The sequence below is a fragment of the Nonomuraea turkmeniaca genome (assembly GCF_005889735.1).
In the GTDB taxonomy this organism is placed as follows: Bacteria; Actinomycetota; Actinomycetes; order Streptosporangiales; family Streptosporangiaceae; genus Nonomuraea; species Nonomuraea turkmeniaca.
Map to the genome: position 1 here is coordinate 1 of NZ_VCKY01000222.1, position 17,651 is coordinate 17,651.

Consider the following 17,651-nt stretch of genomic DNA (forward strand, 5'->3'; position numbering starts at 1 on the left):
TATAAGGGCCAGCCCCCATGACCCCGTGCCCCGAACCCGATACCCCCGAGAAAGAGCCGTCAGCCGCTCAGCGCGTCGCTGAGCCGCTCGCCGTGCGAGCTCAGCAGCGCGCGAGCCGCGTCCGCGTCCAGCCCGTGCTGGATCATCAGCACCGCGATCTTCGTCTGCCCGCCGGCCGCGTCCAGAGCCGCGCCGGCCGCCTCGTGGTCGGCGCCGGTGATGTCCCTGACCATGCGCAGCGCCCGGTCGGCGAGCTTGCTGTTCATCGCCGACATCTCGACCATCTGGTTCCCGTACGTGCGGCCGAGCTTGACCATGCAGATCGTGGAGATCATGTTCAGGACGAGCTTCTGGGCCGTGCCCGCCTTCAGCCGCGTCGAGCCGGTCACCACCTCCGGTCCCACGACGACCTCGATCGCGTGCTCGGCGGCGGCCGACAGCGGCGCGCCCTCGTTGCACGACAGGCTCACGGTGACCGCGCCGCGGACGGCCGCCTCCGCCAGTGCGCCCAGCACGAAAGGGGCCCGCCCGCTGGCGGACACGCCCACCACCGAGTCCAGCGGGCCGACCTCCAGATCCGCCAAGGCGGCCGCACCGGCCTCGGCGTCGTCCTCCGCGCCCTCGACGGACCGGGTGAGCGCATCGGGGCCGCCGGCGATGATGCCCTGCACCAGCGAGGGATCGGTGCCGAACGTGGGCGGGCACTCGCTGGCGTCGAGCACGGCCAGCCGTCCCGACGTGCCGGCGCCGACGTACAGCAGCCGGCCGCCCTCGGCCATCCGCGCGGAGATCGCGTCGATGGCGTCCGAGATGGCCGGGATGGCCACCGCGACGGCCGCGGGCACGGCGGCGTCGGCCTGGTTCATGAGCTGGGCGATCTGATCCGTCGGCAGCCGGTCGATCTGGCTGTAGCGGGGATCGCTCTGCTCGGTGGACAGCTCGCGTAGGGGATCAATCATGACGCTAATTTCCACCCTCTACTTCTCTCTTGTAAATATATTTCAGCACAATGGCCTCATGACACATGTGCGTACTGGAGCTGAACGACTGTCGGCGGATCCCGCGCTCGCGGGAGGCACCCGCCTCGGCCTTGTCACGAATCCCACCGGAGTCCTGCCCGATCTGACCCCGACGCTGGACGCGTTGCCGGCCGCCGGGGTGCGGCTGACCGCCCTGTTCGGTCCCGAGCACGGCCTGCGCGGCACCGCCCAGGCGGATGGGAGCGAGTCTGACACGGTGGACGAGCGGACCGGCCTGCCGGTTCACGACACCCACAAGTTGTCGGGCGAGGCGCTGGACCGGGTGGTGGCTGCCGCCGGCGTGGACACGCTGGTGTTCGACATCGCCGACGTGGGGACGCGGTTCTACACCTACGTCTGGACGATGTACGACCTGATGGCGTCGGCCGCCCGGCTGGGGCTGCGGTTCGTGGTGCTGGACCGGCCCAACCCGCTCGGCGGGAGCGTCACCGAGGGCCCGGTGCTGGAGCCCGCGTTCGCGAGCTTCGTGGGCAGGTTCCCGCTGCCGATCAGGCACGGCAGGACGGCCGGCGAGCTGGCTCTGCTGTTCGGGTTCGACGTGGACCTGACCGTGGTGGAGATGGAGGGCTGGCGGCGCGACATGACGTACGCCGGGACCGGGCTGCCCTGGGTGATGCCGTCGGTCAACATGCCCACCCCGGACACCGCGCTCGTCTACCCGGGGACGGGGTTGTTCGAGGGCACGAACTTCTCCGAGGGCCGCGGCACGACCAGGCCGTTCGAGCTCATCGGCGCCCCCTACGCCGACGGCAGGTTCGCCGCCGGGCTGAACGCGCTCGGCCTGCCCGGCGTGCGGTTCAGGGACGTGTGGTTCACGCCGACGTTCCACAAGCACGCGGGAGTCCCCGTACGCGGGGTGCAGCTGCACGTCCACGACCGGGACACGTTCCGGCCGGTGCTGACGGGCCTGTCGATGCTGCACCTGGCCCGCACGCTCTACCCGGACGACTTCCGCCTGCAGGGGTTCCTGGACCACCTGTGGGGCTCGGACACGCTCACCGGCCGCCTGGAGGCCGGTGAGGACCCCCGCGACCTGTGCCCGCCACCGGGACGCCCGACGGGACGGCTGCTCTACGCGTGACATCACACCAGGTCGCGTCGGTAGAGCCAGAAGACGCGCTCGGCCCGCGCGCCGACGGCACGCGAGTAGAACCGCAACGGCCCGACCCACCCGATCTGCGCGCTGGCCTGGCCCGCCGCCCGCTGCTCGGCCAGGCACCTGCGCAGCAGCACCCGGCCCAGGCCGAGCCCGCGGGCGGCCGGCGCGGTCCCCATGGGCCCGAACCAGGATGGCCGCGCCCCCCACGCGGCGAAGGCGAGGATCGTTCCGTCGCGCTCGGCGTAGTGCAGCCCGGCCGCGTTGGCCGCCTCCCACGCCCACCGTTCGTTCCAGTGCTCGGCGACGAACGCGGCGACCCGCTCCCGGTCATCGCCGGCCGCGTGCACGGCCACCCCGGCCTTCTCCAGGCGCAGCAGGTCGTCGTCGACGGACAGGTCGCCGGTCAGGTCGGCCGTCATGTTCCAGGCCACGTGGTAACGCTCGTAGCCGAGGCTCTCGGCCAGGCAGGCGGCGGCGGTGTAGCGCACGTCGATGCCGGGCCAGGCGTAGCACGGCGGGTTTCCGGCCCAGCGGGCCTGCCGCGCGCCCTGGCCGCGCAGCCACTCCTCGGCCGCGAGCACCAGCGCCCGGCCACGTCCCTGGCCCTGCGCCGACGGGTGCACGGCCAGCAGGTCGAGGTGGCCGACGTCCGGCTCGTTGGCCGACATGGTGCCGGACTCGGGCACGTCGGACATGGTGCCGGACTCGGGCACGTCGGACATGGTGCCGGACTCGGGCACGTTGGACATGGAGGCCATCACGACGCCGCCGTCCACGGTCAGCGCCGTCCACCGCCGGCCGGCCGGCGGCCGCGACAGCCGCGCCACCAGGGCCGCGCCTTGGCCGGCGTCCAGCGTCAGCGCGGCTTCGGCGATCGTCGCCGCCTCGGCGAGCTCTGCAGCCGTCATCACACCTCGCTCATCGGGCGGGCGATCACGTTGCGGCGCTCGGGGTAGAAGCACGCGTGCTCCTGCGGCACACCTTCTGTCACGTGAAGCAGCGGTCGCTCGCTCGTGCACCGCTCGCCGCGGAACGGGCAGCGGCGGGCGAACAGGCAGCCCGCGTCGGCCTGGCTGTCGTCCAGCGTCTCCAGCGGCATGACGGGCTGCTCGCCCGGCTGCTCCAGCCCGTGCAGCACCGGGATGGCCGACAGCAGCGCCTGCGTGTACGGGTGCACGGGGTCGGCGATCACCGTGTCCACCGGCCCGCGCTCCACCACCTGCCCACGGTAGATGACGTACAGCTCGCCGTCGTCGCCGATGTAGCGGGCGGTGGCCACGTCGTGCGTGATGAACAGCACGCTCACGCCGAGCCGCTCACGCAGGTCCTTCAGCAGCGCCAGGATGCCCAGCCGCAGGGACACGTCGATCATCGAGACGGCCTCGTCCGCGACCAGCATCTCCGGGTCCACGGTCAGCGCCCGTGCGATGACGACCCGCTGCCGCATGCCGCCGGACAGCTGGTGCGGGTACCGCGACATCACCGTGCCGGGGTCCAGGCCCACCAGCGTCAGCACCTCGGCCGCCCGCTCCTCGATCCACGACGACGACCGGCCGGTCTGCCCGGCCCGCAGGCTCAGCGGCGCGTACAGGGTCTGGTAGATGGTCCTGGTCGGGTTGAGCGCCGAGTACGGGTCCTGGTGGATCATCTGGATCTTGCGGAAGTGCGGCTGCCGCCGCTTGGGCTTCAGCGGCGACATCGCGACGTCATCGATGACGATCTCGCCCGCGTCGTACGTCTCCAGCCCCGCGATGATCCGCCCCAGCGTGGTCTTGCCGCACCCGGACTCCCCGATGAACGACGCCGCGCCGCCCTTCGGGATCGCGAAGTCCACCCCGCGCAGCGCCTGGACCTCACGGGCGCCGAGCACCTTGCCCCGCTGCTTGAACGTCTTGACGACGCCGGTTCCGGTGATCACGCGTGCTCCTTCACGTTCACGGCATGGCAGGCCACGACCCGGGGTCCGTCCGCGAGCGCGGCGGGGTCCACGGTGTCGCACACGTCCATGCGCAGCGGGCAGCGCTCCCTGAACACGCAGCCCTCCTTCGGCACGGTCACCAGCGTCGGCGGCCGCCCCGGCAGCGCCTGCGCCTCGGCGATGTCGCCGACGAGGCGCGGGATGGCCTTGATCAGCCCCCTCGTGTACGGGTGCCGCGGCGCCCCCAGCACCTGCCGGGTGGGGCCCTGCTCGACCAGGCGGCCGCCGTACATGACGGCCAGCCGGTCGGCGACCTCGGCCACCACGCCGATGTCGTGGGTGATCACCAGGGTCGTGAGGCCGCGCTCGGCGTGCACCTCGCGCACGATCTTCAGGATATTGGCCTGCGTGATCATGTCGAGCGCGGTGGTCGGCTCGTCCAGCACCACCAGGTGGGCGTTGAGCACCAGCGCCAGCATGATGCCGACCCGCTGCCGCATGCCGCCGGACAGCTCGTGCTGGTGCGAGTCCAGCACCCTGGCCCCGTCGAGGCCCATCCGGCCGAGCAGCTCCTTGGCCTCGCGCACCAGGCCGCGCAGGTCGTCCACGCCGTGCGAGCGGCCCAGGTCGAGCAGTTGCTTGCCGACCGTCTTGAGCGGGTTGAGGGAGTTCTGGGCGGCCTGGAAGACGTACCCGACGTGCTTGCCGCGGGCCTTGCGCAGGTTCTCGCCGCGCAGGGCGACCACGTCGCCGAGCCCGTCGATGTCGACGCTGCCGGCCGCGATCCTGCCCGGCGGCTGCACCGCGTTCAGCAGCGACAACGCCAGCGTGGACTTGCCGGAGCCGGACTCGCCGACGATGCCGGTGATCGTGCCGGGCTCCAGCGTCAGCGTCACGTCCCGGACGGCGGGCAGCTCGCCCGCGGGGGTCTTGTAGACGACCGTGAGGCCGTCGATGCGCACTCCCGGCGCTTGTTTTGCCACGTGTCCTACTCCTCGCGCAGCCGGGGGTTGAAGATCTCGTCCATGGCGTCGACCACGAGCACGATGGCCAGGGTCAGTAGCAGGATCGCCAGCAGCGGCCCCAGCAGGAAGCCGAGCGCGCTCGGCACGGTCAGCGCGCCGGAGCGGAACACGGCCGTGTTGAGCATCTGGCCCCAGTTGTTCGACTCGTACGGCAGCACGCCCAGGAAGAAGAGGCCGACCTGCGAGTACACGCCGCCGGTGATCGCGATCAGCACGTTCATCGCGATGTACGGCGCCATGCTCGGCAGCAGCTCCTTGCCCACGATGTGCGAGGTGGACAGCCCGAGCCCGCGCGCCGCCTCGATGAACCCGCGCTCACGCAGCGAGAGCGTCTGCGACCGCACCGCCCGCGCCACGCCGCCCCAGCTGAGCAGGCCCAGCACCAGGCCCATCTGCACGGCGCTGCTGAACTTCCACACCGTCGACAGCACCAGCAGCAGCGGCAGGCCGGGGATGGTCAGCTTCATGTCGGTCAGCCGCATGAGCACCGTGTCCCAGCGGCCCCGCTTGAAGCCGGAGAACAACCCGATCCCGGTGCCCACGACCACCGTGATGACGGCGGTCACGAGCGCCGCGAGCAGCACGTAGCGCGACCCGGTCACGACCAGCGCGATCACGTCCCTGCCCTGGTCGTCGGTGCCGAGCCAGTGCTCCCAGCTCGGCGGCCTGGTGATCTGGCCCGGGTCCCGGGGCAGCGGGTCCGGGTAGAACATCGGCCCGAACACGCCCATGAACACGAACCCGAGCATGAGCGCCGCGCCCACCAGCCGGCTGGGCTTGCGCTTCATGACCCGCCACACGCCCCGCCAGAAGTTGCGGCGCATCGCGGCGCTGCTGGTCTCCAGGATGACGCTCATGCGGACACCTCCTCACCGCTGCGCACCCGCGGGTCGATCACGCTGTAGAACAGGTCCGCGACGATGTTCGCCACGATGATGGACACCGTGATGATCAGGAACGCCCCGCCCATCAGCGCGTAGTCGCGCATCGTGATGCTCTCGATGAGCAGCAGCCCGAGCCCGGGGTAGTTGAAGATGCGCTCGATGAACACCGCGCCGCCCAGCAGCAGGCCCAGCGACAACGCCAGGATGGTGAACAGCGGCAGGATCGCGTTGCGCGCGATGTACCTGAAGATGATCGAGCGCTTCATCCCGCGCAGCTCGGCGGCCAGGATGAAGTCGTCGCCGAGCACCGTGACCACGCTCGACTTCATCGCCAGGATCCAGCCGCCGTACGCCGCCAGCGCGTACGTCGCCACCGGCAGCACCGCGTGGTCGAACAGCGAGGCGATGTAGCCGGCGTTGAACCCGGGCTCGAACAGGATGTCCACGGGCCCGTCGGCCGGCAGGATCGGGATGAGCGTGGCGAAGATCGCGCTCAGCAGCAGCCCCAGCACGTACTGGGGCACGCCGTGCAGCAGCGACCCGGAGATCGCCAGCGCGTCGCCGAGCTTGCCGGTGCGCTTGATGGCCGCGTAGACGCCCAGGATGATGCCGACGAGGAAGCTCAGCAGCGTCCCTGCCAGCACCGGTAGAACGGTCCACTTGGCCGCCTCGGCCAGCACGTCCGTGACCGGCGCGCCGGCGTGGGTGACGGACTGGCCGAGATCGAAGGTGAGCAGCCCGTGCAGGTAGTCGCCGTACTGCTCCCAGAGGGAGCCCTTCGGCTGGAACCCGTACAACACACGCGTGGCCTGGGCCGCCGCCTCGGGCGCCATGCCCTGCTCGATCAGTTTCTGCGTGTGCGCGGCGACGGGGTCGCCCGGGATGCTCCTGACGATGAAGAAACTGATCGTGGCGACGACCAGGATCATGACGACCCCGCGGGCCAGATGGCCCGCGAGCCGGCGTGCGATGACAACCATGTATTACTGCTTCTTCTTGACCAGGCCGAGCTGCATCCACACCCCCGCGGGAAGGCGCAGCACATCGGCGTCCTGCTCGGGCCAGCCGCTGAACCGCGTGGTGTTGGTGAACTGGGTGTTCACGTAGTCCCACAGCTGGATCGCCGGGAGGTCCTGGTTGGCGGTCTTGGCCAGCTGAGCCATGATCGGCTTGGCCTCCTCGGCGGAGACCGCGTTCAGCTTGGCCGTCAGCTCACCAGGGTTGACCTTGCCGACGCCTTCGACGTCGATCTCCTCGGCGCTGCCCATCCAGTTGCCGGCCTTGCCCGGCGCGCTGTGCGCCACCTTGCCGGCGACGTTGGTCCAGCCGTTGGAGGTGCCGTAGAGGCGCTGGTAGATGTCGTACGGCGCGGGGCCGAGCGCCATCAGCCAGAAGCCGACGTCATACTTGCCTGCCGCGATCTCCTCCAGGTAGACCGGGTAGTCGGCGACGGTCACGACCTCGGCGTCGACGCCGTTCTCGACCAGCTGGCTCTTGATGTTCTCCTGCGCGGAGATCCAGTCGGAGAAGCCGTTCGGCGCGGTCATGGTGACCTTCCACGGCTTGCCGTCGGCCAGCGTCCACTTGCCGTCCTTCTTCTGCAGGCCGGCCTCCTTGAACTCGGCCTCCGCCTTGGCCACGTCGTGCTTGTACGGCTCCAGGGCGGCCAGCTCCGAGCCGATCCACTCCTGGGCCGGCTTCTGGTGGATGCCGGAGGTCGTCACGGCCGGGGTGCCGCCCTCGGGCGAGGCCACCTTGGTGACCTGCTCGCGGTCGACCAGGTACGCCAGGCCGCGGCGCACGTGCACGTTGTCGTACGGCTTCTTCGACTGGTTGAACGCCATGCCGACGGCCACCGGCGAGAAGCCCTTGATGACGTTGGAGCCGGGAGCCTGCTTGATCCGGTTCATCACGTCGGTGGGCATGGCGGTGAAGCCGGAGTGATCGAGCTTGCCGGCGCTCAGGTAGTTCCAGATCTGCTCGTTGCCGCTGTAGTTGAGGAACTTGACCTGGTCGGGAACGACGTTCGCGGCGTTGTAGAAGTTCTTGTTCTTCAGCAGCAGCGCCTCGCCGGGGTTGACCCGCTCCAGCACGAACGGGCCGGCCGAGACGTCCTTCGGCGGGGCGAAGGCCAGCACCTTCTGGCCGATGGCGAGAATCTCCTCGCGTGCCTTGTCGGCGTCGGCGCCGGTGCCACGGGAGGTCTTGAGCTTGTCCCAGAAGTCGGCCGGCAGCACGCTGCTCCAGACGTGGGCCGGGACGACCCAGCTGTCCATGACGCCCCGGGCGAACTTCGCGCTGGGGTTGCTCATGTCCTGGGTGATCTTGACGGTCTTGTCGTCGACGACCTGGATGTCGGCCGCCGCGCCGGCCGCGCCCGGTGTGATCGCGAACGCGGTGCTGCCGGTGGTGTAGGCGATGCCGAGGGAGAGCTTGACGTCCTCGGCGGTCACCGGCTTGCCGTCGGACCACTTGCCGTTCGGCTGCAGGTGAAGGGTGATGGAGGAGTTGTCGGGCGCGATCTCCCAGCTCGCCGCGATGCCCGGGTAGAACTGGTTGGGGTCGGTCATGTGGTTCTTGACCCAGCCGAGCTTCATCCCGTTGTAACCCAGGAAAGAGTTGCCCTTGGGCGCCCAGGGGTTCGCCGGGCCGCTGGCGTCGAGGCCAGGCCTTGTCACGTCAATCGTGGTGAAGAGGCCGCCGCCACTGCCCGAGCCGCCGGACTTGTTGGTGGGACCGCCGCTGCACGCCGCTGTCGCGGTGGCAAGGCCCAGCAACGCCACTACCGCTGCCAGTCGCTTCATTTGCCGCTCCGGGGGATGTCGGACCTGTTGAGGATCTACTAGGGATGACCCGGACACTACGAGCGCCCCACACCTGCGTCAATAATCTCCAGGTGTTGTGAGGCTAATGTAACTTTCCTTCATCAGGGTATGCGGTGAAGCCGGACCGTCAAGTAAAACTTTCAGCCCATGATAAGCACGGCAGCACCCCTGACCTGGCCATTCGCCAGATCGGCGAGCGCCAGGGCGGCCGAGTCGAAGGGGTAGGGCGCGATTTTCACGCGCGGCGGGTGCGCCAGAGCGAGCTCCAGATAGGCCCGTCCGTCGGCCCTGGTGTTGGCGGTGACGCTGCGCACGGTGCGCTCCTGGAACAGGTGCCGCTCGTAGTTCAGGACCGGGACGTCGGTCAGGTGGATCCCGGCGATGGCGAGTGTCCCGCCGCGGTCGAGCGCCTCCAGCGCCGGTGGCACCAGATCGCCCACCGGCGCGAACAGGATGGCCGAGTCCAGCGGCTCCGGCGGCCGGTCACCGGCAGAGGCCGCGCCCAGCTCCAGTGCCAGCGCCCGGGAGGCGGCCGACCTGGTCACCGCGTGCACGGTGGCGCCCTGCGCGATGGCCGCCTGCGCGGTCAGGTGCGCCGAGGCCCCGAACCCGTAGATGCCGAGGCGCCCGCCGGGCGGCAGGTCGCAGCGCGCCAGCGCCCGGTAGCCGATGATCCCCGCGCACAACAGCGGCGCCAGCCGCTCGGCGGGCACGTCGTCCGGCAGGGGATAGACGTAGTCGGCGGGGGCCACCAGGTATTCGGCGAACCCGCCGTCGGCGTCCCACCCCGTGTAGGCAGAGTTCGGGCAGAGGTTCTCCATCCCCCTGGTGCAGTACCGGCACTTCCCGCAGGTGGTGCGGAGCCAGGCCACGCCGACCCGCCGGCCGGTCCCCACGACCCGGCCGACCGCCTGGTGGCCGGGGGTGGTGAGCGGCCGGCGCGGCAGGAGATCGCCCTCCGCCAGGTGCAGGTCGGTACGGCACACGCCGCACGCCTCCACCCGGACGAGCACCTCGCCTGGGCCGGGCTCGGGCAGCTCCCGCTCGACCAGCTCCAGCGGCCCGGACGCCATCGGCCCCGGCTCGCGCACCACCCACGCTTTCATGAGCTGAGACGCGCGTGCGCGAGAGAGGCGTAGAGCGCGGCGCCGTCCGGCAGCACCGCGTCGTCGAAGACGGCTTCGGGCGAGTGGTTGTACGGCGCCGTGGCCGGGTCCCGGTCCGGCGGGCACGCCCCCAGGAAGACGAACGCCCCGGGCACCTCCTCCAGCACGTACGAGAAGTCCTCCGACCCCATCACCGGTTGCGGCGCGACGAAATACCTCCCGGGACCGAGCAACTCGTCCGCCGTCTTCCCGACGAAGTCGGCCTCGCTCTCGTCGTTCACCGTGACGGGGTAGCCCATCCCGAACGACGCCTCGACCTCCAGCCCGTGCGCCGCCGCGATGCCCTGCACGACCTCCACCAGCCGGCGCTTGATCAGCGTCCGGTTCTCCTTGCTGAACGTGCGGACCGTGGCCTCGAACCTGGCCTCGTCCGGGATCACGTTGTCCGCCGACCCTCCGTGGAAGCTGCCGACCGTCACCACCACCGGATCGAACACGTCGAACGTCCTGGTCACCATCGACTGCAGCGCCGTCACCATCTCGCAGCCGGCCTGGATCGGGTCCAGCGCCCGGTGCGGGGTGGAGCCGTGCCCGCCGCGCCCCTTCACGGTCACGCAGAAGGTGTCCGCCGCCGCCATGATCGGCCCAGGCCGGGAGGCGAACAGCCCGTTGGGCAACATGGCGGACACGACGTGCATGCCGTAGGCCGCGACCGGGCGCGCGCCCGCCGCCTCCAGCACGCCCTCGCCGATCATGTGCTTGGCGCCCTCGTGGCCCTCCTCGCCCGGCTGGAACATGAAGATCACGTCGCCGGCCAGCTCGTCGCGCCGCGCGCTCAGCAGGTGCGCCGCCCCCGCCAGCATCGCGGTGTGCAGATCGTGCCCGCACGCGTGCATCTGGCCGGGCAACTGGGAGACGTACGGCAGGTCGTTCTTCTCCGTCACGGGCAACGCGTCCATGTCCCCGCGCAACAGCACCGCCGGGCCCGGGCGGCCGCCGCGCAGCACGGCGGTCACCGAGCTGAGCGTCGTGCCCGTCTTGATCTCCAGGGGCAGCCCGTCCAGCGCCGCCAGCACCTTCTCCTGGGTCCGGGGAAGGTGCAGGCCCAGCTCGGGAGTGGTGTGCAGCGAGTGCCTGAGGCGGACGAGCTCGTCCCGCATGTCCAGCGCGGCTTCAGTGAACGACATGAGGAACATTGTTCACCTACCAGCACGGAAGTCGACAAGGCGCGCTCGGTACGATGGCCGGGTGACTCAGCGTAAGCGGATCGACTCCTGGTTGTCCGACATGGACGGCGTCCTCGTCCACGAGGGACGGCCGATTCCCGGCGCGGACGAATTCATCAAACGGCTCAGCGAATCCGGCAAGAAGTTCCGGGTCCTCACCAACAACTCGATCTACACCCAGCGCGATCTGTCGGTGCGCCTGGCCGGCGCCGGCCTGGAGGTGCCCGCCCAGTCCATCTGGACCTCCGCGCTGGCCACCGCCCAGTTCCTCGACGACCAGCGGCCGGGCGGGTCCGCGTACGTGATCGGCGAGGCCGGGCTGACCACGGCCCTGCACGAGGTCGGCTACATCCTCACCGACCTCGACCCCGACTACGTGGTGCTCGGCGAGACCCGGACCTACAGCTTCACCCAGATCACCCGGGCCATCCGCCTCATCGAGGGCGGCGCCCGCTTCATCGCCACCAACCCCGACCCCATCGGCCCCTCCACCGAGGGTTCCCTGCCGGCCTGCGGCGCCGTGGCCGCCCTCATCACCAAGGCCACCGGCGTCGCCCCCTACTTCGTCGGCAAGCCCAACCCCCGCATGATGCGCAGCGCGCTCAACGACATCGAGGCCCACAGCGAGGCCACCGCGATGATCGGCGACCGCATGGACACCGACATCGTCTCCGGCATGGAGGCCGGGCTGTACACCATCCTCGTCCTCACCGGCGTCACCCAGCGCCACGAGATCGACCGCTTCCCCTACCGGCCCTCCCTGGTGGTCGACTCGGTGGCCGACCTCATCGACCTCATATCAACGGCTTGAGCCCGAGGGCCAGGAGCTCGCGTGGCGGACCACGCCTGGTGCGGTTCCGGTGGCAAGACAGCCGGGGGTCGCGGAACCTGACCGTACCTGACACGTATACCTGCGAGGCTGGGTGGTCATGACCCGCATCTACCTGGAGCTCGGCCCGAAGAAGGTGTTCGCCTGCTCGCTCGACTGGCCCGGCTGGTGCCGGATCGCCAAGGGCGAGGAGCCGCTCGCCGCCGAGGAGGCCGCGCGCGGTGTCGCACTGGTGCGCGCCGCCTGGGACCTCTTCGACGAGGTCGCCGAGGCCTCCCCCGAGGAGCTCCGCAAGGGCCCGCGCGGCGGCGGGCGGGACCGCAGCAAGATCGTGGATCACGTGGTGGAGTCCGAGCGCGGCTACGCCCGCATGATCGACGTCCGCCACAAGCCCTTCACGTCGGTCGCCGACCGCGACGCCATGCGTGCCGATCTCGCCGACGTCCTCTCCCAGCCCTGGACCCCTCCCCAGACGGCCAAGTGGCCGCCCCGGTACGCCATCCGGCGCATCGCCTGGCACGTCATCGACCACCTGTGGGAGATCGAAGACCGGGTGTAGAAAAACCGCTCCAGGGTCCCTCTGCGCGGCACGTGAGCCTCCAGTGGGTAAAACCGCGCACGCCACAGACGGCCCCTGGTTACCATCGCTACTGATTGCCACCGCGTGGTGACGGAAACAGGGGAAAGTAGGCGTGTGTGGACGTACAGGCGGAGGTTCTCGAGGAGGCTGCGCCGGTCCGGTACGTGGACCTGCTGCGTGAGGTCGACGACAGGACCAGGCACCTCCGGGCCGAGATCGCCGCACTCCGCACCGAGCTGGCCGCCGCCCGCGCCGAGCTCGGGGAGGACGTCGCCGCCGTGCAGACCGAGGTCGAGGGCGTGCGGCGGGCGGTGAACGCGGGCCCGGGGGAGAGTGGCGACGAGGACGGGGATCTCCGGCTCGACATGCTGGAAGGGTTCGCGGCCGTGCGGGCCGAGATCGCCCACGAGTTCGGCTCCGTCCGCTCCGAGATGCTCGATCTGGGCATCAAGCTCGATCGGCTGCTAAATCGGGACGGATGCCGTTAATCGCTCGGCATGCCCTTCGGGTAACCTAACTTACGGTACCGTAACCTGAAGGAGAAGATCTTTTATGGCGATGACTCAGACAGAGCTGCTGCACGAGCTCGAGCCCGTGGTCGCCGGAGAGCTCGACCGCCATCACACGATGGCCAAGGAGTGGTTCCCGCACGAGTACGTCCCGTGGAGCGAAGGCCGCGACTTCGACGGCATCTACGGGGGCGAGGCGTGGCAGGAGAGCGACTCGAAGATCCCCGAGGCGGCCCGCGTGTCGCTCATCGTGAACCTCCTGACGGAGGACAACCTCCCCAGCTATCACCATGAGATCGCCACCACGTTCGGCCGTGACGGCGCGTGGGGCACGTGGGTGCACCGGTGGACGGCGGAGGAGGACCGGCACGGCACGGCCATCCGCGACTACCTGACCGTCACCCGCGCCGTCGATCCCGTGGCGCTGGAGCGGGCCCGCATGCACCACATGGAGAACGGCTTCATCACCGACTACGGCACCATGTTGCAGCAGCTCGCGTACGTCTCCTTCCAAGAGCTGGCCACCCGCATCGCGCACCGCAACACCGGCCGGGCCTCCGGCGACGAGGGCTGCGAGCGGCTGCTCGCCAGGATCGCCGCCGACGAGAACCTGCACATGCTCTTCTACCGCAACCTGCTCAAGGCGGCCTTCGACCTGGACCCGAGCCAGACCATGCGTGCGGTGACCGACGTCGTCACCACCTTCCAGATGCCGGGCTCGAACATCAACGGCTTCGCCCGCAAGGCCATGATCATCGCGAACGAGGGCATCTACGACCTGCGCCTCCACCTCGACGACGTGCTCATGCCGGTGCTGCGGCAGTGGTCGGTGTTCGACAAGAGCGACCTGGGCCCCGAGGGCGAGAAGGCGCGGGAGGAGCTGGCCGCGTTCCTGGCCAGGGCCGAGACGACGGCCGCCAGGTTCGTCGAGCGCCGGGAGGAGCGCAGGGCTCGCGCCGCCGCGGCCCGGTGAGACCCGTAAGGCCGTAGCGCCGGCCGGCGGCCACGCTGGAGACCAGGACCCGATGGGGCGCCGGCCTCGGCGTGCGCGACTTCGGCTCCCTCGGCTCGCGCTCGTCGTCTGTCGTCCCAGAGGCCCCGGCGGCGAGCAGTCGTACCGTTCTTGACCTGGAGATGGTCTTGGACATCCACGGCATCGGGCAGGTTTCCCGGTAACACCGGAACCCCTTGGGAGCAGAGGGTGAAAATCATCGGGATCGCCGCCGGCCTCCACGAGGGGTCATTTATCAATAGATTGCTGGAAGCGGCGGGCGGCGAGCTGCCCGAGGGCGTCGGATTCCAGGTGTGGCCGGGACTAGGCGAGATGCCGCCGTACGCGGCCGGGCCGGCGCCCGCGCCCGTCCGCGAGTTGCTCGGGCTGCTCGCCGCCTCCGATGCGGTGCTCATGACCGCTCCCGAGCACAGCCTGCTGCCGGCCGAGCTGATCCACACCCTCGACTGGATGTCCGCCGGGGACGCGCTGACCGGCAAACATGTGGCGGTGATGAGCGCGAGCGCGCGAGCCTGCGGGGCCATGTGGGCCCAGGCGGAGTTGTACAAGCGGCTCCAGGCGGGCGGGGCCGTCGTGATGGGCGCCGAACTGGTGATCTCGCCTGCCTGCCCGCACTTCGACGAGGACGGACACCTCACCGATCCCGCCCTGCGCGGCCAGGTCCGCGCCGTGATCGCCCAATTGTGCCCGGCCAAGGTCATGGAGCCGGCGCTCCTCCTCTGATCCGGCCCCCGCACGCGTTCTTCCACCTAGGGGTCGCGGCGCAGGCGTTTGACGTCGGAGCGGTGTTTCTTGGTGGCGATACGGCGCTCGACGGCGCCGCGGCTGGGCTTGGTCGGGCGGCGGCGCTTGGGCGGCGGGGCGATGGCCTCGCGCAGCCGCTGCGCCAGGCGATGCAAGGCCGCCTCCCGGTTCCTGAGCTGTGAACGGTACTCCGAGGCGGCGATCGTGATCGTGCCGGAGCCCAGCCGGTCGACCGCCCGGGCCTTCAGCGGGGGCGGCAGGGCCGTGCTCGCGGCGACGTCAAAGGTCAGCTCCACGCGGCTGTCGGTGGTGTTGACGCCCTGGCCGCCCGGGCCTGACGAACGGGAGAAACGCCAGACGAGCTCGGCGTCGGGGATGACGACCGAGTCGTTGACGACCAGCGGGCGGGACATGCGTGAGGCTCCTGTTCAGCAATAAAGCCCTATGTAGGTGAGCATCACCGTATCTGTGCGTCATATGCCGCACGCAACGGCATTTTCCCCTACGCCCTCGTGCTTGACGGCCGGATGCAAGCGGCGTATGCCAGCATCGGCCCAGAAGAGCGTGGGTGAGGGAGGCAAGGTGGCGGCCATCGTCGGCGTGCACGGCATCGGCAAGTACAACTACTACCTGGAGGCCGGCCGCTCCGCGGAGGGGGCGGCGCGGGCCATGCGCCTCAAATGGGACCGCTACCTGCACGCCGCGCTCGGCGGCGAGGCGGGGACGTACTTCAGCGAGATCGCGTACTTCTCCCACCACCTGCACGACGGCAAGGACGCCCCGCGCTCGCTCGCCGCCATGGAGGCCCCCGCCCAGCAGATCCTCCTGGAGTGGGCGAAGCACCTGGGCATGGGGGAGCACGTCACCGGCGCGCTCAAGTCGTTCACCGGCTGGCTGCTCACCAAGCTCGACGGCAGGTCGGCGGCGTTCGCTCAGCTGTTCGCGCCGGAGGTGGCGGCGTACCTCACCGACCAGGCCAAACGCGAGAAGTGCCGGCAGGTCGTGGCCGAGACCATCCGCAGGAACCGGCCGAAGGTGGTCATCGCGCACTCGCTCGGCAGCGTCGTCACGTACGAGGCCCTCTGGGCCAACCCCGACCTGCGGGTCGACCTCCTGATCACCCTCGGCAGCCCGCTCGGCATGCGCAACGTCGTCTTCGAGCGCCTGCTGCCCGCCCCCATGAACGGCCGCGGGGAGCGCCCGTCCGGCGTGCGGCGCTGGGTGAACATCGCCGACAAGGACGACATCGCCGCCATCCCGCCGGAGCTGTGCGGCAGCTTCGCCGGGGTGGACGTCGAGGAGCTGGTCAACCTCGACTGGATCGACTTCCACACCGCCGAGAAGTATCTGGCCTGCCCGGCGCTGGACCCGCATCTGCGACCATTCTTGGCATGACGTGGATTGTCTTCGACTACGGCGGCGTCCTGTCGCTGCCCCAGCCCGAGTCCGACGCCGTGGCCATGGCGCGGGCGGTGGACGCCGATCCCGAGGCGTTCAAGCAGGGCTATTGGGAGCATCGCCTCGACTTCGACCGCGGCCTGTCCCCGCACGCCTACTGGGCGGCGGTGCTCGGCAGGGCCGTCACGCACGCCGAGGTCGCGCGCCTCGTCGCCATGGACGTGGCCAGCTGGGCCCACCCCGACGAGGGGACGGTCGCCCTGCTCGGTGACCTCATCGAGGCCGGCCGCGACGTCGCGCTGCTGTCCAACGCGCCCGTCTGCATCAGCGACGGCCTGGACGAGCTGCCCTGGATCGCCGCCATCGGTCACCGCTTCTACAGCGGCAGGATGGGCCTGGTCAAGCCGGACAGGGGGATCTTCGACGAGATGGCCCGCGCGCTCGGCGCCGCCCCCTCGGAGATCGTCTTCATTGACGACCGCTTGGAGAACGTCGAGGGCGCCGAACGCGCGGGCATGCGCGGCGTGCAATTCACCGATGCTGCGGCGCTCCGCGAAACCCTGCCCGACGTCCGGGAGGCCGCCCGATAATTTCACGGCGAAATGTCAGCTATGTGATCTAAGGTGTCGCGGGTGGAAAACGCCTTTCGAGTCGACCTGCGCGGCGTGGTCGACCTGCTCAGCCGCCATCTGTACTCGAGCCCGCGGGTCTATGTCCGCGAGCTCCTGCAGAACGCGACGGACGCGATCACGGCCCGCCGGGCGGGCGAGCGCGACGGAGCTCGCTCGCCCGCCACGGTGGCCATCGACGTGTCCACCGACGGCGCGGGCGGACTGATCAGTGTCCGCGACACCGGCATCGGCCTGACCGAGGACGAGGTCCACACGCTGCTGGCCACCATCGGCCGCTCCTCCAAGCGGGACGAGCTGGGCTTCTCCCGCCACGAGTTCCTCGGCCAGTTCGGCATCGGCCTGCTGTCGGGGTTCCTCGTGGCCGACGAGATCAGCGTCGAGACCAGGTCGGCGCGTGGCGGCGGCACCGTGTTGTGGACCGGCCGGTCCGACGGCCGCTACAGCGTCGAGCGGGCCGATCGGGAGCGGGACGAGCCCGGCACCACCGTCACCCTGCGGGCACGCCATGACGCCGCGGAATGGGTGACCGAACGCACGATCACCGAGCTGGCCGCCCTGTACGGGGCGCTGCTGCCATTCGAGGTGACCGTCAACGGGCGGCGCACCACCCTGGACGCCCCGCCCTGGCAGGTCAGGCACGCCTCGCCCGCGCAGCGGCGCCACGCGCTGGCCGGGCACGCCCACGAGCTGTTCGGCTTCACCCCGCTGGACGTCGTCGACCTGCACGTGCCCGAGGCCGGGCTGACCGGCGTGGCGTACATCCTGCCCACCACGCCCAACCCCGCCGTCCCCGGCGCCCACCGCGTCTCCCTCAAGCGCATGCT

Annotated in this window: 19 protein-coding genes; 9 read left to right on the top strand and 10 right to left on the bottom strand. The window is 70.3% G+C overall.

The window, feature by feature from the left end:
- Positions 1 to 59 precede the first annotated feature (59 nt).
- Positions 60 to 959, bottom strand: a complete 900-nt coding sequence (murQ, locus tag ETD86_RS42600; RefSeq protein ID WP_138672317.1) for an N-acetylmuramic acid 6-phosphate etherase — start codon at positions 957 to 959, stop codon at positions 60 to 62.
- Positions 960 to 1,017: 58 nt separating this feature from the next.
- Between murQ and ETD86_RS42605 the strand changes: the two genes are divergently transcribed.
- Positions 1,018 to 2,121: an exo-beta-N-acetylmuramidase NamZ family protein gene (locus ETD86_RS42605; protein ID WP_138672318.1), complete on the top strand. Its 1,104-nt coding sequence runs from the start codon at positions 1,018 to 1,020 to the stop codon at positions 2,119 to 2,121.
- A gap of 2 nt (positions 2,122 to 2,123) precedes the next feature.
- Here the strand turns inward: ETD86_RS42605 and ETD86_RS42610 are convergent, their stop codons facing one another.
- The 8 genes from ETD86_RS42610 to ETD86_RS42645 form a co-directional block, all read right to left on the bottom strand.
- A complete protein-coding gene (locus ETD86_RS42610) occupies positions 2,124 to 3,047 on the bottom strand; it encodes a GNAT family N-acetyltransferase (protein ID WP_138672319.1) in 924 nt (307 codons plus the stop codon).
- Positions 3,047 to 4,057 (bottom strand): ABC transporter ATP-binding protein, encoded by a 1,011-nt coding sequence (locus tag ETD86_RS42615; RefSeq protein ID WP_138672320.1) that lies wholly within the window; start codon positions 4,055 to 4,057, stop codon positions 3,047 to 3,049. Before ETD86_RS42615 ends, ETD86_RS42610 begins: the two co-directional genes overlap by 1 nt.
- On the bottom strand, positions 4,054 to 5,040 hold the full coding sequence (locus tag ETD86_RS42620) for an ABC transporter ATP-binding protein (RefSeq protein ID WP_246149118.1): 987 nt from the start codon (positions 5,038 to 5,040) through the stop codon (positions 4,054 to 4,056). The genes ETD86_RS42615 and ETD86_RS42620 overlap by 4 nt, the downstream gene beginning before the upstream one ends.
- A gap of 5 nt (positions 5,041 to 5,045) precedes the next feature.
- Positions 5,046 to 5,939, bottom strand: coding sequence for an ABC transporter permease (locus tag ETD86_RS42625; RefSeq protein ID WP_138672321.1), 894 nt, complete (start codon positions 5,937 to 5,939; stop codon positions 5,046 to 5,048).
- Positions 5,936 to 6,946 carry an ABC transporter permease gene (locus ETD86_RS42630; protein WP_138672322.1) on the bottom strand — a complete coding sequence of 337 codons (1,011 nt, stop codon included), beginning with the start codon at positions 6,944 to 6,946 and terminating at the stop codon, positions 5,936 to 5,938. The genes ETD86_RS42625 and ETD86_RS42630 overlap by 4 nt, the downstream gene beginning before the upstream one ends.
- A gap of 3 nt (positions 6,947 to 6,949) precedes the next feature.
- Positions 6,950 to 8,770 (bottom strand): ABC transporter substrate-binding protein, encoded by a 1,821-nt coding sequence (locus ETD86_RS42635; protein ID WP_138672323.1) that lies wholly within the window; start codon positions 8,768 to 8,770, stop codon positions 6,950 to 6,952.
- A 161-nt stretch (positions 8,771 to 8,931) separates the two neighbouring features.
- On the bottom strand, positions 8,932 to 9,897 hold the full coding sequence (locus ETD86_RS42640; protein WP_138672324.1) for a zinc-dependent alcohol dehydrogenase family protein: 966 nt from the start codon (positions 9,895 to 9,897) through the stop codon (positions 8,932 to 8,934).
- Complete coding sequence (locus ETD86_RS42645; protein WP_138672325.1) at positions 9,894 to 11,084, bottom strand: M20 metallopeptidase family protein; 1,191 nt, start codon at positions 11,082 to 11,084, stop codon at positions 9,894 to 9,896. Before ETD86_RS42645 ends, ETD86_RS42640 begins: the two co-directional genes overlap by 4 nt.
- A 61-nt stretch (positions 11,085 to 11,145) precedes the next feature.
- Here ETD86_RS42645 and ETD86_RS42650 point away from each other — a divergent pair, with 61 nt between their 5' ends.
- The 5 genes from ETD86_RS42650 to ETD86_RS42670 all read left to right on the top strand — a co-directional run bounded on the left by ETD86_RS42650 (position 11,146) and on the right by ETD86_RS42670 (position 14,776).
- Positions 11,146 to 11,934 carry an HAD-IIA family hydrolase gene (locus tag ETD86_RS42650; RefSeq protein WP_138672326.1) on the top strand — a complete coding sequence of 263 codons (789 nt, stop codon included), beginning with the start codon at positions 11,146 to 11,148 and terminating at the stop codon, positions 11,932 to 11,934.
- 118 nt (positions 11,935 to 12,052) lie between these two features.
- Entirely contained in the window at positions 12,053 to 12,511 is a 459-nt protein-coding gene (locus ETD86_RS42655; RefSeq protein WP_138672327.1) for a DinB family protein, read from the top strand.
- 137 nt (positions 12,512 to 12,648) lie between these two features.
- Positions 12,649 to 13,020, top strand: a complete 372-nt coding sequence (locus ETD86_RS42660) for a hypothetical protein (protein WP_138672328.1) — start codon at positions 12,649 to 12,651, stop codon at positions 13,018 to 13,020.
- Between the two features lie 70 nt (positions 13,021 to 13,090).
- Positions 13,091 to 14,014: an acyl-ACP desaturase gene (locus ETD86_RS42665; RefSeq protein ID WP_342779348.1), complete on the top strand. Its 924-nt coding sequence runs from the start codon at positions 13,091 to 13,093 to the stop codon at positions 14,012 to 14,014.
- Positions 14,015 to 14,242: 228 nt separating this feature from the next.
- Complete coding sequence (locus ETD86_RS42670; protein ID WP_170223559.1) at positions 14,243 to 14,776, top strand: NADPH-dependent FMN reductase; 534 nt, start codon at positions 14,243 to 14,245, stop codon at positions 14,774 to 14,776.
- A gap of 26 nt (positions 14,777 to 14,802) precedes the next feature.
- On the opposite strand, the gene arfB is transcribed toward ETD86_RS42670, so the two are convergent.
- Positions 14,803 to 15,210, bottom strand: coding sequence for an alternative ribosome rescue aminoacyl-tRNA hydrolase ArfB (arfB, locus tag ETD86_RS42675; protein ID WP_138672331.1), 408 nt, complete (start codon positions 15,208 to 15,210; stop codon positions 14,803 to 14,805).
- A gap of 169 nt (positions 15,211 to 15,379) precedes the next feature.
- Between arfB and ETD86_RS42680 the strand changes: the two genes are divergently transcribed.
- The 3 genes from ETD86_RS42680 to ETD86_RS42690 all read left to right on the top strand — a co-directional run.
- Positions 15,380 to 16,192 (top strand): hypothetical protein, encoded by an 813-nt coding sequence (locus ETD86_RS42680; RefSeq protein WP_138672332.1) that lies wholly within the window; start codon positions 15,380 to 15,382, stop codon positions 16,190 to 16,192.
- A complete protein-coding gene (locus ETD86_RS42685) occupies positions 16,189 to 16,785 on the top strand; it encodes an HAD family hydrolase (protein ID WP_138672333.1) in 597 nt (198 codons plus the stop codon). The genes ETD86_RS42680 and ETD86_RS42685 overlap by 4 nt, the downstream gene beginning before the upstream one ends.
- A gap of 42 nt (positions 16,786 to 16,827) precedes the next feature.
- On the top strand, positions 16,828 to 17,651 hold an 824-nt coding region (locus ETD86_RS42690; RefSeq protein WP_211370659.1), incomplete at its 3' end, for an ATP-binding protein.

What these genes read in the sequence shown, in the direction of transcription:
- murQ (WP_138672317.1), bottom strand. Translation starts at nt 959, where the DNA reads ATGATTGATCCCCTACGCGAGCTGTCCACCGAGCAGAGCGATCCCCGC.
- ETD86_RS42605 (WP_138672318.1), top strand. Translation starts at nt 1,018, where the DNA reads ATGACACATGTGCGTACTGGAGCTGAACGACTGTCGGCGGATCCCGCG.
- ETD86_RS42610 (WP_138672319.1), bottom strand. Translation starts at nt 3,047, where the DNA reads ATGACGGCTGCAGAGCTCGCCGAGGCGGCGACGATCGCCGAAGCCGCG.
- ETD86_RS42625 (WP_138672321.1), bottom strand. Translation starts at nt 5,939, where the DNA reads ATGAGCGTCATCCTGGAGACCAGCAGCGCCGCGATGCGCCGCAACTTC.
- ETD86_RS42630 (WP_138672322.1), bottom strand. Translation starts at nt 6,946, where the DNA reads ATGGTTGTCATCGCACGCCGGCTCGCGGGCCATCTGGCCCGCGGGGTC.
- ETD86_RS42635 (WP_138672323.1), bottom strand. Translation starts at nt 8,770, where the DNA reads ATGAAGCGACTGGCAGCGGTAGTGGCGTTGCTGGGCCTTGCCACCGCG.
- ETD86_RS42640 (WP_138672324.1), bottom strand. Translation starts at nt 9,897, where the DNA reads ATGAAAGCGTGGGTGGTGCGCGAGCCGGGGCCGATGGCGTCCGGGCCG.
- ETD86_RS42645 (WP_138672325.1), bottom strand. Translation starts at nt 11,084, where the DNA reads ATGTCGTTCACTGAAGCCGCGCTGGACATGCGGGACGAGCTCGTCCGC.
- ETD86_RS42655 (WP_138672327.1), top strand. Translation starts at nt 12,053, where the DNA reads ATGACCCGCATCTACCTGGAGCTCGGCCCGAAGAAGGTGTTCGCCTGC.
- ETD86_RS42665 (WP_342779348.1), top strand. Translation starts at nt 13,091, where the DNA reads ATGACTCAGACAGAGCTGCTGCACGAGCTCGAGCCCGTGGTCGCCGGA.
- arfB (WP_138672331.1), bottom strand. Translation starts at nt 15,210, where the DNA reads ATGTCCCGCCCGCTGGTCGTCAACGACTCGGTCGTCATCCCCGACGCC.
- ETD86_RS42685 (WP_138672333.1), top strand. Translation starts at nt 16,189, where the DNA reads ATGACGTGGATTGTCTTCGACTACGGCGGCGTCCTGTCGCTGCCCCAG.